This window comes from Nocardioides sp. Z38_18, assembly GCF_058215695.1.
On sequence record NZ_JBZAJE010000001.1, the window covers coordinates 2,143,654 to 2,159,432 of the forward strand.

The 15,779-nt window shown below is 66.6% G+C and carries 12 protein-coding genes; 11 read left to right on the forward strand and 1 reads right to left on the reverse strand.

What is annotated here, in order from left to right:
* Positions 1-445: 445 nt before the first annotated feature.
* The 5 genes from AC4BGC_RS10405 (at position 446) to AC4BGC_RS10425 (ending at position 5,931) form a co-directional block, all read left to right on the forward strand.
* Positions 446-2,761 carry a winged helix-turn-helix domain-containing protein gene (locus AC4BGC_RS10405; RefSeq protein WP_490555548.1) on the forward strand — a complete coding sequence of 772 codons (2,316 nt, stop codon included), beginning with the start codon at positions 446-448 and terminating at the stop codon, positions 2,759-2,761.
* 155 nt (positions 2,762-2,916) lie between these two features.
* Complete coding sequence (locus AC4BGC_RS10410) at positions 2,917-3,219, forward strand: DUF8691 family protein (protein ID WP_490555549.1); 303 nt, start codon at positions 2,917-2,919, stop codon at positions 3,217-3,219.
* Positions 3,216-3,971, forward strand: coding sequence for a DUF4386 domain-containing protein (locus tag AC4BGC_RS10415; RefSeq protein WP_490555550.1), 756 nt, complete (start codon positions 3,216-3,218; stop codon positions 3,969-3,971). Before AC4BGC_RS10410 ends, AC4BGC_RS10415 begins: the two co-directional genes overlap by 4 nt.
* A 302-nt stretch (positions 3,972-4,273) precedes the next feature.
* A complete protein-coding gene (locus AC4BGC_RS10420; RefSeq protein WP_490555551.1) occupies positions 4,274-4,435 on the forward strand; it encodes a hypothetical protein in 162 nt (53 codons plus the stop codon).
* Complete coding sequence (locus tag AC4BGC_RS10425) at positions 4,432-5,931, forward strand: serine hydrolase (protein ID WP_490555552.1); 1,500 nt, start codon at positions 4,432-4,434, stop codon at positions 5,929-5,931. The genes AC4BGC_RS10420 and AC4BGC_RS10425 overlap by 4 nt, the downstream gene beginning before the upstream one ends.
* A 181-nt stretch (positions 5,932-6,112) precedes the next feature.
* Here the strand turns inward: AC4BGC_RS10425 and AC4BGC_RS10430 are convergent, their stop codons facing one another.
* Positions 6,113-6,529 (reverse strand): hypothetical protein, encoded by a 417-nt coding sequence (locus AC4BGC_RS10430; protein WP_490555553.1) that lies wholly within the window; start codon positions 6,527-6,529, stop codon positions 6,113-6,115.
* A gap of 215 nt (positions 6,530-6,744) precedes the next feature.
* Here AC4BGC_RS10430 and AC4BGC_RS10435 point away from each other — a divergent pair, with 215 nt between their 5' ends.
* The 6 genes from AC4BGC_RS10435 to AC4BGC_RS10460 all read left to right on the forward strand — a co-directional run bounded on the left by AC4BGC_RS10435 (position 6,745) and on the right by AC4BGC_RS10460 (position 15,642).
* On the forward strand, positions 6,745-7,227 hold the full coding sequence (locus AC4BGC_RS10435) for a tyrosine-type recombinase/integrase (protein WP_490555554.1): 483 nt from the start codon (positions 6,745-6,747) through the stop codon (positions 7,225-7,227).
* Between the two features lie 1,237 nt (positions 7,228-8,464).
* Entirely contained in the window at positions 8,465-9,556 is a 1,092-nt protein-coding gene (locus tag AC4BGC_RS10440; protein ID WP_490555555.1) for an FHA domain-containing protein, read from the forward strand.
* On the forward strand, positions 9,543-10,052 hold the full coding sequence (locus tag AC4BGC_RS10445; RefSeq protein ID WP_490555557.1) for a hypothetical protein: 510 nt from the start codon (positions 9,543-9,545) through the stop codon (positions 10,050-10,052). The genes AC4BGC_RS10440 and AC4BGC_RS10445 overlap by 14 nt, the downstream gene beginning before the upstream one ends.
* Complete coding sequence (locus AC4BGC_RS10450; RefSeq protein ID WP_490555558.1) at positions 10,039-11,136, forward strand: protein kinase family protein; 1,098 nt, start codon at positions 10,039-10,041, stop codon at positions 11,134-11,136. The genes AC4BGC_RS10445 and AC4BGC_RS10450 overlap by 14 nt, the downstream gene beginning before the upstream one ends.
* A 221-nt stretch (positions 11,137-11,357) precedes the next feature.
* The gene (locus AC4BGC_RS10455) at positions 11,358-14,294 is read left to right on the forward strand and encodes a DEAD/DEAH box helicase (RefSeq protein ID WP_490555559.1); all 2,937 of its coding nucleotides are present in this window, start codon (positions 11,358-11,360) and stop codon (positions 14,292-14,294) included.
* Positions 14,287-15,642 carry a hypothetical protein gene (locus AC4BGC_RS10460; RefSeq protein WP_490555560.1) on the forward strand — a complete coding sequence of 452 codons (1,356 nt, stop codon included), beginning with the start codon at positions 14,287-14,289 and terminating at the stop codon, positions 15,640-15,642. Before AC4BGC_RS10455 ends, AC4BGC_RS10460 begins: the two co-directional genes overlap by 8 nt.
* The last annotated feature ends 137 nt before the right edge of the window (positions 15,643-15,779 follow it).

Genomic DNA, 15,779 nt, shown 5'->3' on the forward strand with positions numbered 1-15,779 from the left:
CTGTGGTGGCAGGTCCCTTGGTGGAGACGAAGCTCTTCGTCCCGCAGCCCCGCCGAGATGCTGTGGCACGCCCCCGGCTGAACCAACTGCTGGACCGAGGTCGAACTGCGAGGCTCACCCTGGTCTCCGCACCAGCCGGCTTCGGGAAGTCAACGCTGCTCTCCAGGTGGCTCAGTACGTCCGCCAGTGCGGGCGTTGCATCGCATGGCTGTCCCTGGATGAGGGAGAGAGCCAGCCCGCCCGGTTCTGGACCTACTTGGTCACCGCAGTACAGCGGGCGGTGCCAGAGGTCGGGGACAGCGCATTGACGCTGCTGGGGACGGGTCGCCCGCCCCTCGACGGCGTCTTGGCCACCCTGATCAACGAGCTGAGCAGTGCGCCGACCGAGCTGGACCTGGTTCTCGACGACTACCACCTCATCGAGAACCCCGACCTGCAACCGAGCGTGGCGTACTTCCTCGAGCACCTTCCACCCCAGGTACACCTGGTCATCAGCACCCGCGTCGACCCGACACTGCCGCTGGCGCGCTTGCGCGCCCGAGGAGACCTGGTCGAGATCCGCGCCGCCGACCTGCGTTTCACCCCGACCGAGGTCGCGGCCTACCTCAACGACGTCGCCGCGCTCGAACTCACACCAGGCGATATCGCGGTACTGGAGACCCGCACCGAAGGCTGGATCGCCGCCCTGCAGCTGGCGGCCCTCTCACTGCGTGGCCGTGGTGACCCGGCCGCGTTCATCGCCGCGTTCGCGGGCGACGACCGCTACATCGTGGACTACCTCGCCGAAGAGGTACTCAGTCGGCAACCACCCCAGGTCCGCGATTTCCTGCTGCAGACCTCCATCCTCGACCGGTTGAGCGGACCTTTGTGCGCGGCCGTCACAGGCAACACCGAGAGCCAAAAGACGCTCGAACATCTGGACCGCGCCAACCTGTTCCTCGTCCCGCTCGACGCCACCCGCCGCTGGTACCGCTATCACCACCTGTTCGCCGAGGTGCTCGGCACCCACCTCCTCGAAGCTCGACCCGCAGAGGTCGCAGACCTACACCGCCGCGCCAGCCGGTGGTACGACGCGGCCGGTGAATCGGTCCCCGCGGTACGCCACGCGCTCGCGGCCGGCGACCTCGACTACGCCGCCGACCTCGCCGAGCTAGCCGTGCCTGCGCTGCAACGAGACCGGCAGGAGGCGATCATCGCGGGCTGGCTGACGGCATTCCCGGACGAGCTGGTGCACGCACGGCCTGTTCTGGCACTGGGCTTCATCGGGGCGCTGATGTCGAGTGGGCAGTTCACCGACGTCCCGAAACGCCTGCACGACCTCGAGCAACACATGCCCGCCCCCGGTCCCAACGGTGCGGCGAGCCCACCACCACCCGGGATCACCGTCGTCGACCGGGTCGAGTGGGTACGGATGCCCGCAGCACTCGAGCTGTACCGCTCCGCCCTGGCGCTCATCCACGGCGATCTGGCCGCGGCCATCACGCACGCCGACCGGGCCACCGCCATCGCCGCCAAGGATGATGACCTGACCCGAGCTGGGGCCGCCGCCACGGCCGGGCTCGCGCGGTGGGCCGGGGGCGACCTGGAGGAGGCGCACCGGTCCTACTCGATCTGCGTGGCCGGGCTACGGCGGGTCGGGCACATCTCCGACGTGCTCGGTTGCTCCATCACAGTGGGCGACCTCCGCATCACCCAAGGGCGCCTGACCGAGGCACTACGGTCCTACGGTGATGCGCTGCGCCTCGCCGAGAATGACCCAGCCCCGGTAACCCGAGGAACTGCTGACATGTACGTCGGAATCAGCGGTATCGCCTGTGAGCGCAACGACCTAACGACGGCCGCCCATCACCTGAAGTTGAGCCGTGACCTCGGCGACGCCGCAGGTCTGCCCCAGAACCCCTACCGCCGCCGCGTCGCCCAGGCGCGCCTCCTCGCAGCACAGGGGGACCTCCCGGCGGCGATCGAACTCCTCAACGAGGCCGAGCAGGTGTACTTCGGCGACTTCGCCCCGAACGTGCGCCCCATCGCAGCTCTGCGCACACGCCTACACCTCGCTGCCGGAGACCTCGCCTCTGCGGAGTCCTGGGCGCAGGGCCTCGACCTCGCCGCCGATGACGAGCTCACCTACATGCGCGAGTTCGAGCACATCACCCTCGCCATGGTGCTGCTGGCCCAGCACCGTGCCCGACGCTCGCCGACGGCCGTGCACGTCGCCAGAGGACTGCTCGAACGGTTGCAGATCGCAGCGGCCGCGGGTGGCAGGACGGGCAACCTCATCGAGATCCTCGTGCACCTGGCGTTGGCGTCCGAGGCTGAGGGCAGCCACCGGTCGCGGGCCACACGTCTCTTGGGCGAGGCGCTGTCCCTGGCCGAGAGTGAGGGCCACCTCCGGGTATTCCTCGACGCACGCCCAGCCCTCGACGTACTGCTCGCCACCATCAAGCCCGACGCGGCCGGTGGGCAGTACGCGCGCACCGTGCTCACCGCCGCTGACGCCGAGGCGCAGCACCCCGACGAATTAGGCCTCGGCACACCCGCGGCGGCGACTTTCGTTGACTCGCTCAGTGACCGCGAACTCGACGTCTTGCGGCTGCTTGAGAGCGACCTGGGCGGGCCCGACATCGCCCGCGAGCTCAGCGTCTCGGTGAACACTGTGCGAACCCACACCCGCCACATCTACGCCAAGCTCGGCGTCACCAACCGTCGTGAGGCCGTTCGCGAAGCCGCGCGGATGGGTCTGCTGCGCGGCCCGAGCCGCTGACCGTCCAACAGCCCCTACAGGACCAGTCGAGCCGACGCAGACTTTGACGGCGACCGGAAGCAACGAAGTTCACCAACCTGCTCACCAAATGTGGTGACGCCTGCTCACCAAGTCGGCTCCTAGCGTGCACGCACCGCACCACGCAAGGAGCACCGATGAACACCCCGCCCGCCGATCGAGGACCCCACTCCGGTTGGTACCTGATCCGCATCAAGGGCCGCCTGCCGCTCCGCTGGGCCAACCACTTCGAGCCGATGACCCTGACCGATCCAGGCGACGGCACCACCCTCATCCAGGGTCACGTCGTCGACCAGGCCGCGCTCCATGGCCTGCTCCAACAGGTCCGCGACACCGGCCAGCCCCTGATCTCAGTCACTCAGCCTGAACCCGAAGAGCGCCCCCACTCCCCCAGCGTCAACCCCGCTAGGCACACACCACATCAGAGGAGACAGTCATGACCACCACCGCCCACACCCCCGCAACCAAGAGCTCGCCCCGAGCCCCGATGGACAACATGCGTCGGACAGCACTCGTTGTCGGCGTCCTGTTCGTCATCACCTACATCACCTCCATCACCGCCAAGTTCGCGCTCTACCCGCCGTTCCTGGAGAACGCCGACTACATCGCCGGCAGCGGCGAGGACACCCGAGTCCTGTGGGGCGCGTTCGCCGAGATGATCCTGATCTTCGCCAACATCGGCACCGCCGTCGCGCTCTACCCCGTGCTGAGAAGGCGCTTTCCCGCGATGAGCCTCGGCTTCGTGGCCGCTCGCATCATGGAGAGCGTGTTCATCGCTGTCGGCATCCTCAGCGTCCTGACTCTTGTCACCATGCGTCAGGACTTCTCCGGCTCCGCCGGTGATGACTCCAGCCTCCGAGCCGTCGGTCATGCGCTGACCACCTTGCAGGAGTGGACGTTCAACCTCGGTCCAGGGGTCGTCGTTGGTGTCGGGAACGGGCTCCTGCTCGGCTACATGATGTACCGCACCGGCCTGGTTCCCCGCGCCATGGCGATGCTCGGGCTCCTCGGCGGCACCGGCATCCTTCTTTCGGGCACGGCCGTCATCTTCGGAGTCATCGAGCCCAGCTCAGGTCCGCTGGTCCTCGCCAGCTTGCCCGAGTTCTTCTGGGAGCTCAGCTTCGGCATCTACCTGATCGTGAAGGGCTTCAAGCCCGCGGCCATCACCGCCGAAATGACGCACGCACGATGACCAACCTCGCTAGCGCCGTCGTAGAGGTCGTACCCGACGCTGACTGCGCAGGTGAGCTGGACCCCGACTGGTCGAGTGGCTGCGCCATCTGCCCCCACCACGATCGGGACGCTCAGCGTCGACACCGGCTCGGGCTACCTGGCTGCAGCCGGCGCCCGAGGGCGGCGCATCCGTCGCCACACACTGGGCCTCAACCCAAACTGCTCTCAGACGCGGGCATCACCTACAGCGACCACCACGTCGTCTGGGCCGGCAAGGTGCCACCTCCCCCCGGCGCCCCAGCCGGAATCGACCTTCCCCTGATGCTGCTGGATCTCAGTCACGGTCCGGCGGTCGCCCAAGCCGTCCAACTGGCCCTCGAGTACGACTCCCAACCCCTCTACGACGCCGGCACCCCGGCGAAGGCGCCCGCCGAGATCGGCGAGCTCGTGAACTCCTACTACGCACAAAGGTGCAGCGGATGACCCCCACCCAGAACCTCCTCGACGACACCACCCGCACCGCAGAACCCAACCAGCTGTCACTGCCTGAGCGCCAACGCCAACGCCAGCGCCGACCCCGCGCCACCGTGGGCGCCGGTGTCGGACTTGTCGTCGTCTGGCTCGCCTTCGGCGTACTGCTGGAGCTCGGGTTCGTGGGTCATCTGCTGACCGGGGTCCTGATGGTGGCGGTGTTCGAGAGCCTGGTACGCCGCCGCCCGCTGCGGACACTGCTGGCCCACGACTCGGCGACGTTCGCCAGTCGCTGGCCCGGCAAGGTCCTGGTCGCCGCGGCCCTGGTCGCCATCCCCACCTCGATGCTGCTGCTCTCCGTGGTCGGCGGCCGGTACGGTCGCTACGCCGACGACAGCTGGAAAGCGCTCCTCATGCTCGTCGTCCTGGCCGCGAGCTACCTCGCCACACGACGCCTGCTGCTCACCGTCCTCATAGGCGCAGTCACCGTCGCGGTCACGTCGTGGGTGCTGGCCCCGGAGCTGTCAGAAACCCGCAACGGAGACCCGACAGTCCTGGCGCATCTAGACCATCAAGCTCGGATGGGCTGGTTGGCCGGCTACCACGGCGTCGCCGTCGCCGAGGTCGACCTGGACGCGACCCAACCGGTGCGGCTGGCCGGCATCGGTGCCGACGACACCACCGTGATGGAGGTCGGCTCGATGACCAAGGCGATGACCGGACTGGTCATCGCCGACGCCGTGGACCGCGGCGAGATCCGCATGGACGCCCCAGTCTCCACCTACCTCCCGCAGCTCAAGGGCTCTCCGGCCGGCACCGCAACCCTGCACGAGCTCGTCACCCACACATCCGGCTACTCCGAGTTCGGGGCCGCCACCGTGCGCCGCGGTGCGTGGAAAGCGCCCCTGGGCAGGGGCTTCCTGACCGCCGACTCCGGGCAGATGACCACCGAGGCTCGTGCACAGTCGCTCGATGACCGGGGCCGCTACGTCTACTCCACGCTCGGCTCAGCCGTCGCCGGGCAGGCCGTTGCGGCGGCAACCCACCTGAGCTACCCCGACCTGATGCGCACCCGACTGTTCGAGCCGCTCGGCATGACCGACACCGCCATTCAGGTCGACGGTCCTCTGCTCGAGGGCGGAACGACGCAGACCGGGCTCGCGGCCCAACCATGGGTCATGGACGCCTACGCACCGGGCGCAGCCGCCGTCTCCACCACCGCAGACCTCGCGAAACTTGCCACCGCAGTCCTCGACGAGACCGCGCCCGGTCTGGCCGCTCTTGAGCCGACCACCAAGACCGACCAGTCGAACACCCGCATCGGCGACTTCTGGTGGGTCTCCACCTGGGAGAACGGTCAGACGATCACCGCCCATGCCGGGCAGACCGGCGGCTACGCCTCCTACCTCGGCATCGACCGCGACAGCCACAAGGCCGTCATCGTCCTCTCCGACGTCGCCAACAACGCCAACGATCTGGGCATCCAGCTCCTCGCCGACCGCGGCTAGACCGTCCGTCGCGGCACTCCCTCCACGCTCCGACCGCACCAGAAGGAAACACATGACCAGCACCGCGAGCCCGCTGGCACTCGTGGGCCCGTACTTCCTGTGTTCGACGACGAGATCCACTGACTGAGGCTATCCAGGCCCACGGCTACACGCCGACGACTACCGCGACCAGGCCGACTGGCTATTTACCAACCCGAAGTGCTCCTCGTCCTCGAACGGCGACAGCGACGGCAACACGCGTCGTGTCACCGCGACTGGTCCAAGCAAGGCTGCTGCGGAGCGCGCGCTGCGAGATGTCCTGGGCACACGCACCGCGCCCGCCGGTGAGCTCATTACCGTAGAGACCCGGCTGACCGATCTTGCCGACCTGTGGATCACCGGTCTGGAGGCCGAAGGGCGGATTGAGCAGACCACCATCAACGAGTACCGCCGGGTGCTCGAGAACCTGGTGCTCCCCAGTGTTGGTGGGCTGAAGCTCCGCGAGGCCACCACTGGTCGGCTGGACAGGCTCCTGCTGCGGCTGCGCGATCGCAGTGTGAACCGTCAGCGCAAGGCCAAGGTCGTCCTCGGGGCCTTGCTTGACCTCGCGGTGCGACATGATGCGATCCAGACGAACCCGGCCCACGGGACGAGCCGGATTCACCGACCAAAACAGGAGACCAGGGCCCTGTGGGTCGATGACTTGTTCGAGATCCGCGCAGCGGTTCGCCGGTGGGTCAATGCGGACCGTCCCGGGCCTCGGGCCACCGGCGACATGGCCGACATCATCGACCTGATGCTCGCCACCGGGTGCCGCATTGGAGAGACCTGGCCTTGCGTTGGAGCGACCTGGACCTCGAGGGCGACCAACCCGTCCTCACGGTGTCCGGCACGATCAAGACAGAGACCGGAAAGGGCACCTATCGCAAGGCCACGCCGAAGTCGGACGCCAGCCGGCGAACCGTGGTGCTACCCCGGTTCGCAGCCGAGCTGCTCCGCGAGCGCCAGCAGTTCGCGACGGCCAACGAGAATGACGCCGTCTTCGCCACCCGCAATGGCACCTGGCACCAAGTCGTCAACATCGAGCGGCGATGGCGGCAGATCCGCCAGGACACCGGGTATGCGTGGGTGACCCCGCACACCTTTCGCAAGACGGTGGCGACGCTGATCTCCGAGGCAACGACCTCCGAGCTCGCCTCCCGCCAGCTCGGCCACTCCTCGAGCCAGGTCACCCGGGACCACTACATCGCCAAGCCGCCGGTCTCAGCCGACCTCTCCGAGCTCCTCGAGCGACTCGCTGAGAGCGACTATCCGTAGCCCGCGAATTCGTTTGCGACTAGTAAACGACCATTCTGCGGTTCCACGTCAAAACAGAAACCGCCTCTGATCTGCGTTTCCGCAGTTCAGAGGCGGTGCTTCGGTCGGGCTGACAGGATTTGAACCTGCGACCCCTTGGAGATGACTAGCCACCAAGTCGCGCTCGGCTGGCCTTCGCCACAATGCGCTCTGACCTGGGCCGACGTCGCTCGGACCTGTTGTCCGATCTTGCTTCCGAGAGCCCAGACCGGCCTACGTCTGAGGGGGTTTACGACCAGTTAAAGACCAGTGTTTTGAGCTGAAGTGCGGACGATCAAGCGCGCCGCTCACTCGCGCCGGCCAGGACACGCGGCGGGTCGGTAACGCGCTCCCCATCTCACCAAAGCTGAGGTTCGCATGGTTCTGAGGCATCCCATAAGCGGCGAAGTGGGCGCCTCACTCTGGCGCCGGGGGCTTCGCGGGTCGGTTGTCATTGCCGCGCTCCCCGGCGAGGGTGCACGGTGAGACGAGGACCGTGCCGCGGGGTGAGTGTTCTCGATCAGAGGCCGAGGTCGTTGCTGGAGGTCGTCTGGAGGGCTTGGGTCGGGCGGATGTAGCGCTCGAGGAGAGTCGCATCGCGTTTGTGGCGGGGCTGTGCGCGATCCGGCCGAGAGGGACGCCCGCCCGGGCGGATTCGGCGGCGTGTCCGGCGACCAAGTCGTCGAGCTCACCGTCCTCGCCGCATACCGAGCACGTCCACTCCGCCCACAACAAGGCGTGCAACGGGTTCAGGGGATCCAGCGGTAGTCGAATTCGAACATGGACCTACTCTGCGCCCAGGGCCGACAGATGTCAGAGGTCGCGCAGGTCCAGCCGAACTATCGAGGAACCCAGCTCTGCTACCGGCTAGGACAATTCCTCTTGTCGTGACCGTGGAAGTCACAGACGCTGCACTGACCAGCATTCGGCGAAACATCACATGAACGCTTGTCGTGCCCTGTCTCACCACACCAAGAGCAAGTCCGGGTACCGCTCGCGCTCATTTCAGTCCTCTTTCTCCTACGACATTCACCGTTGTGGGGAGTGTAGAGACCGCAGGCTTCCCGGTCCCGTGAATGCGACCTGCCGCTTGCTGACGACACTGATCGGTCAAGTCCTCTAGGCCGTGCATGCCGTCTCCAGCGCCCCAGCGCGGCCGGGACCAGGCCACCGCGTCGATCCCCGGCGCGTGACGGACCTCCCCCACTACTCTGACCCCATGGCAGAGGTACCTGATCCCGAGCACCGAAGAGAGAGCGATCCTGCGCCAGCGGCGTGGGTACTCGTCGACCTGTCGAACATCACCCGCGAGGCAGCCCTGGGACCAAGCATCTCCGATGCTTCACTCCGCCGGTGGGACCGGGTGCGCACGGCCTGGGTCACGAAGTACGGCGAGCCGAAAGGCGGGTTTCACCTGGTCGCCGACTTCAACCTGCCGCGCAAACTGAGCCCTTCTGATCGACGCCTGCTCGAGGACCTGACCTCCAAGGGCCTCGCCGAGATCGCGCCTGACGGTATCGAGGCCGACGATGTCATCTTCGACCATCTGGCGAGCAGCACGGCGACTGTCATCGCCTTCGACAAGTACCGCGACAAGATGAAGCGCGCCGAGGCGCGGGAGAGCGACGTCCGATACGTCGTCGTGAACGGAACCAACCTCGAGTTCGTGAAGCGCAAGCACGAGATTTTGCTGAGTGCGGACATTACGTCGTTGGCCGACGCGAAGCTCCGCCAGAACCGCGGCATCGACGGACTTACCCCCCAACTGGACCATCGCTGGTACTGCCGTGATTACAACTGCGACCAGCGCGATCAGGTGGTCCCACTGCCGAACCTGCGCCGCGGCCAGCCGCAGTGCCCCGACTGCGATGCCTTTCTCGAAAGGGGCGCTCAGTGGCGGCTCCCGGTCTACTGGGTGAAGCTGATGACACGGGAAGCGGCCAGCTCCCGGTGGACGGAAGTCGATCGGTTCTTCCTCGAGGACGGGGACGAACGTGTCCTAGGCCGGGCGGGCGACTACCGGCCCGGATCAAATCTCGAGAGCCTGCCACTGCCGGAGGGTCATGCAGGTCGGATCAGCCGTCGCCACCTCCAAATCGAGAACATCGACGGCAAGGTCTTCGTCCAGGACCTGGGTTCGACGCACGGCAGCCAGACACGGAAAGCCCTCCCGAACAATCAATGGCTCCCGTGGTCCAACCTCAGGAGCGGGGAGCGCCGACAACTCACGAGGTCCACCCAGATCCGAATGACCGGGGTCGACCTAATGTTCGAACTCTCCGGGCGGACGTTCCTCGATGACCACGACTGACGTCGCTCGATCAACGATTGTCCAGACGCCGGTGAGCGTCATCGTCGACGTCAGCGGGAGTACCGAGGAGGTGCGGTTTGCTGTCGTGCGTGTCGTCGCCCAGCTGGTGGCCGCGATCAAACCCAGTCCGGCCACTGTCTACTCCTGGGCCCCGGTGATCGCCCCCTCGAGCATCACGCACCTTGTCGACCCCGACGCTTCCCGCCAGGACGCTAGGTGTTCGTGGGACGCGCTCGCAGATTTCCTTGCCGAAACGCAGGGTGACGTCGTCATCGTCACGGACGCTTGCATGAGCCACGAGACCGACGTCGCGGGGATCCGGCGGGCCCAGGAGGCGGTCCGCGACCGTCAGTCGGCTTCGAGCGCGACCCATGTCCTGCTTGTCGGTGACTCTCCGGACGAGGCCGTCGGTGCGCGGATCCAGTCGGGCGACAGGACACCATTCAGCGCCGACCAGATCGACTCGGTAGCAGGAGCGCTTCGTGGCTCGCGATGACAGCCTGCCTCCCCTGGGTGCGACCCTCGAGGACTCGGCTGGTCGGACGCACGTGCTCGGCGAGACTTTGTCCACCGCCACCGGCTTCGGCAACATCTATAAGACGACCGAGCCGCACACGTTGGTGAAGATCTTCAAGAAAGATCTCGATGTTCCAGACTTACTCCGACGTCAACGGTCCTTCCCGCTCGAGGAGCTGAACGTCGTCCTGCCAGCTGCCGCGTTGGCGCCGCCGTACTGCGGATACGTCATGCGCGCCGCGCTGAGCGGAGACCCGTGGGGGACTTTTAGCGGCAGGACCAGGACGGCGGCGACCTCCAACTGGCTCCAAGGTCTTACCCGCGTGGTGGAGGTCGTAGCGCGCCTTCATCAACGTGGCCTCGTCTTCGGCGACCTGAATCCCGGGAACGTCCTCGTGAGCACGGACGGACGAGATGCTGTGCTCGTCGACCTGGACACTTTGGCACGGGAAGGCCGACCGTTCGATGACCCGTCGATCCAAGGTGCACGCGTGCGAGTCCTGGTTCCGCCTGGTTTCACCGGCGAGCGCGCGTGGGCACACGAAGACGTATGGGCCGTGGCCAAGGAACTGACCAGATCGCGAAGCCAGGACCGTCGCGGGGAAGCCGCAGTACTCCCCAGAGCGGCCTCTCTTCTTCTCGAGGACAACGGGTTCCCCCGCGCACCAAACACGATGCCGACGGCACTAGACCTGTGGCGTGCTCTCGCGCACGACCACGACATGCTCCTCACCTGTTGGAGGTGCGACGTCGCCACCCAGGGGTCGAGGTGTCCCGGGTGCCACCAACACCTGGCGGATGCAACCTTGCGGATCGAGACCACGCACGGCCGGTGGCTCCTTCGCGTCTCCAGCGCCTCGGGCGCCAGGCTTCTCCGCCGCCACGTGCTCGGTGGTCCGAGCCGTCTCGCCGATTCCAGCTACGGGACAGCATCGGCCCACACCGACGGCATCCTTGTCACCCTGTCCGACCTCCAGACACTGGTCCCCTTCGGTGGGCAATGTACGGTCGAGAGCCACGGAACCGCGGTCCTGTTGGTTGCGCGGACGGGATCTGACCAGTGAACCGGTGGCGCCTCGGATTGGCGACGGGCATCTTCCCCTTCCGAGCTCTTCAGACGACTTACCTGTCTCCGGGAGACGAACTCGACCTCTTGTCCTTGGACGGCATCGCCGTAGTCGCGGGCGCCGACCGGGGGCGCGCCGAGCGACTAGCACCGGCGAGCCGAACCGCTGAGCTTCGCCTCCAGCACGGAGGCGCTAAGGCCTGGGTCCGGGTCTCGGCCGTGGAAGACCTGACGGTCTGGCTCGAGTTCCTCCCGCTCGCCTCCACGACCGTCGCGGACCGCGCGTGGACCCTTGTGGTTCACGACTACCTCCTCGACGACCTCGCCCGTGTGCACGGAATCCCAGGAGATCGGAGCCTGCTCTGGCTGATAGAACGCTTCGTGGACACGTCGGGCGCCCCCCCACGGGTCGTTGTCCAGGCCGGACGTGCGGGCCTGAATCCGGATGCATTCACTTTGATCGGAGCGGGGTTCACTCTCGACGTGAAGCGAACAACGTCGGGATCTCTCGCGCATCGACTCAGCCGCTCCCGAAAGCTCTCGGGTGCTCTTCACGGCGTCGAGGTCCAGGTCACCTTTATCACGCGTTTCGACGCCGCTGATCCGTCGTTGTCGGCATCTGCTGCTGGCCTGTTCTCCGGAACCGCGCAGTCGGGCCTGCACGATGCATACCAACGTTGGCTCGACATCGAGATCGGACAGTTGGCTCGTGGGTCTGCCGACCTCCCGCTGCAGCCGGTCGAAGGGGCCGGCGATGGAAGTCGGACACTTCGACTGGTCAAGCTGTCCCCGGAAGCGGCAGATGCTGGGGCCGTGAACGACCCTCGCAAGAGTGAGGACCGGCTCAGTGTCGGAGCCCGCGCTGTTGCGGAACGCGCTCAGCAGAGTCTTCGTGACGTGATCGCCGCAGGAGGCTCACCCGAAGAGATCCTCAACGCACTTCAAGGTTTTCGCGCGGTGCTCAACCCCTATCGGCTCGATGCTGATCGAGGTGTCCTCGAGCCGATCGGATCTCACCGCAGGATCAGTGCGCCCGTCGCTCTTGCCCTCGATGTCGGGGCATTGCAGCAACTGGTTCGACGACAGAAGGCGCTGCGTCGTGCGGTCGCCACCGGGAGCGACGTCCCGATCCTCACTCTGGCGACCGGCGTGAGCTCGCAGCGCCCGTCTCCGCGGCCGATCCGGCTGTCGAGCAAGATCCTCGAGGAAGCCTTCCGCGGTCAACCCACGTACAGCCAGCGCGAGGCCCTCCTAGTCGCTCTCAACACCCCGGACGTCGCCGTTATCCAGGGTCCACCCGGGACCGGCAAGACCCGCCTGCTCACCGCGTTGCGCCTGCATCTGGCGCAGGAGCAGCACAATCGGGGCGGCGCTCCGATCGTGCTGCTGACCGGACCCCAACACGACGCGGTGGACAACCTGGCGGTCGCGGGGACTGGAGAGCGTCGGATGCCTGCAGCGCGCCTCGGCAGCCGTCGCGCCGACGCGGGCGACGACCTCGGGGTCGACCCCTACGGCGACCAGGCGACGAAGGCGTGGGCCGGACGCCTGGCCGAACGTCTGGGTGCTTCCTCGGGCCCGTCGTCCCTCTCGACCGCTCTCAAACGGCTCCGCTTCATCGAGAGTGCGGTAGCCGTCGGGGGTTCACGGACCTTGAAGACCTACCGCAAAGAGATGTTGGACCTGGCCCGCGACTATGCCGATCAGGCTGCCTACCGCTCACTCGCCTCAGCCCTCGGCAATGACGAACCTAGTCGCTCTGGGAACGCCAGCCGCCTGATCCACCGCCTGCGGTGCGACCGCGTCTCGTTCCAGGATGATGGCGCCTTTGTTCTCCGACGGCTCCTGGCCGATCAGGACCTGGCAGGTGACCTCGACGACTTGAAGGCACGGCAGCTGTTCGAGATCCTGAGCGCAGACGATGCAGACCCGACCGATGACCAACTGCAGTCTCTCGCGCAGGTGAAGGGCGAGCTGATCGAGCGACACGCTGCCCCTAGCACCCTCGGCCTGCCCAAGGGCCTGCTGCCCGCGTTGGAGGTCGTGGTGACCTCTGTCAACACGATCGCGCGCAGCTCCGTCTCTGCCGTCGGCGACGCGATTGCAGAGTTCCGTGAAAGCCTCCTGCACGAGCCCGCAGCGGTGCGGGACGCGGTGCGCCACTACGCCGATGCTTTCGCGCTCACCTGCGGCTTTGCTGGGTCCGAGCAGGTCAACCAGGAGTTCGCCGGGGCCGGCTTGGCGGAGATCGACGAGCTGAACCACGTCGGGGTCGAGACTGTGATCATCGACGAGGCGGCGCGCGCCAACCCGCTCGACGTCCTCCTCGCTGCCCAACGAGCGCGGAAGCGGGTCGTGCTCGTTGGTGACCAGAAGCAACTGCCCGCTCTGTTGGAGCCCGAGTCTCTTGACCAGCTCTCTCCGGCCGACCGGGCGAGCGTCTCGACCCCGTTGTTCGAAACGCTTTTCGACAGCCTGACCGACTTGCGTCGTCGGGACGGTGTCGAACGAGTAGCGACCTTGACGGAGCAGTTCCGGATGCATCCGCGGATCGGCGCGTTCGTCAGCCAGACGTTCTACCAACCCGCAGGCATCACCTTGACTAGTGCACGATCCGACGACGATTTCGTCCGGCAGATAAAGCCTTTTGGCCAGGCCGTGGCGGTGTGGAGGGACGTCCCCTCGTCTCGTGGAGGCGACGTCCAGCTCCCCGGCGGAAGTCGCTGGCGTCGGGCCGAAGTCGAGGCAGCGGCAGAGGCGGTCCGCCAGGTCCGCGAGTCCGATCCGGGCCTGTCGATCGGCGTGATCTCGTTCTACTCGGCTCAGTCGCGCCACCTGGAGAACGAGCTCGGGTGGCCGGACGAGAGCCTTACGCCTGAGGAGTTCTGGGTCGGAACGGTGGACGGGTCGCAGGGGCGCGAGTTCGATGTCGTGGTGATCTCGACCGTCAGGTCAGCACGTCGGCCGCGGACCAATGGCATCTCCAGCTTCGGTCACCTGGTGAATCCGAATCGCCTCAACGTGGCCCTATCTCGGGCGCGTCGCCTGCTGGTGGTCATCGGTGACCGCGAGTACCTGACGTCGACGCCGGACCGGTCAGTGCGACACCTGGTCGACTTCGGAAGGCTCGCCGACGAGGAGGCCACCCGTGGATGAGATCCAGCTCGTCATCCCGACGACTCGCACCGAGAAAATGAGCGAAGACTTCCGCCGCCCGCAAGAGGATCACCACAGACTCCTCGTCGTGGCACTTCCAGTTCACATCCACGAGGTCGTCATCGTCGGCGACCAGGAGGCTGACCGGCGCCGGCTTCTGCTCAAGCCCGTCCTTCGCCTGACGGCCGCAGGCCTCGCCCCGCACGCGGTGGCGGAGACGATGCAGATCGACCCGCAGATCGTGACCATGGCCCTTGGCGAAGCCACCGACCTCGGGATCATCGGGACCGACGGTCAGCTTGGCGACGACGCGCTGATGAATCTCGCACACGGATCGGCGCCGGCCGCGCACGGCCTGTCGGTGTTCAGTTTCCCGGGTGAGGCTCTCCTCGGCGCCAGTGACGTAGCCAGGCAGGTCTTTGCTCATCCGTCGAACCTGTGGTCCTGGGAGGAGCTGGAGAGGCAGCGCCGGTACTGGACCCTCCGCGTCGCGCATCGCGATGTCTCCCGGCCCGACCCGACTGATGTGCTGAGGATCCGGAGCCATAACTTGATCAGCGACAGCCTGCCCCGACTTCGTGGCGCCGTCACGGTGCTGAGCTCCTCGCGCTCCGCCCACCTCTTGGTTCCGGTGCTGGGCAAAGAGGATGAGCAGATCGTGGCTGCTAACCCGTTTCTCCGCGGCTCGACCGGCGCACGAACTCATCCGGGGCTGTCGCGGATTCTTAACGCGCTGCCGCCCGCTGAGCGCGAACCGCTGACCGAGCACCTGCATGACCTGGGCAGCATCCGGTCCCGCGACTTCGGGCTGCACTGGACCTTTCGCGAACTCTGCTCCGATGAGCTCCTGGAGGTCCGCCTCAGTTCGGTGTCGACCGGCGACCGGTCTCGCACGACTGCTGCTGTCGCAGCCCTCGTCGTGGCTGTCACGAGGCAGGCCGTTGCGCCAGGTATCGACCTCGACACCGTCCTCGACGGGCTTGCTGCCCGTGCAGGTGTTGAGGGTGCTGTGTCAGCATTGCGCAGCGAGTTCGTCTGGCTCCAGGAGGACAAGAACGCCGCAAGTGCGATCAACAAGGTCGCTGCTCACACGCTCACGGGGCAACCCACCTGCGTTTCGGCCGTTCTACTTGCGCTAGCGGCAAGGAGCGCCCATCGTACGGACCTTGACCCGAGAAGTCTGTCGGAGGCGAACGGCATGCTGGTGCAAGCGGACGCGACAGACAAGGCGCTCGACCTCTTCCTAGGCTCGGGAGATTTTGAGCCGATCGACTCCGCGGTCGGAGCCTTGATGTATTCGATGGCCGCCGACCGGCCGGCACAAGAATTGGAGAAGACCTTTGGCTAAGCGGAACAAGTCCCGGAAGCGCACCGGATCGCCGCAACGTCCGGCAGGTCCCACCCGACCCGCGCGCCCGCTGAGTTCCCCTGTTGCCGCACCGCGCAGTGACGCGGACGCACTCGTTGAGGAAGCACTGAACCTGG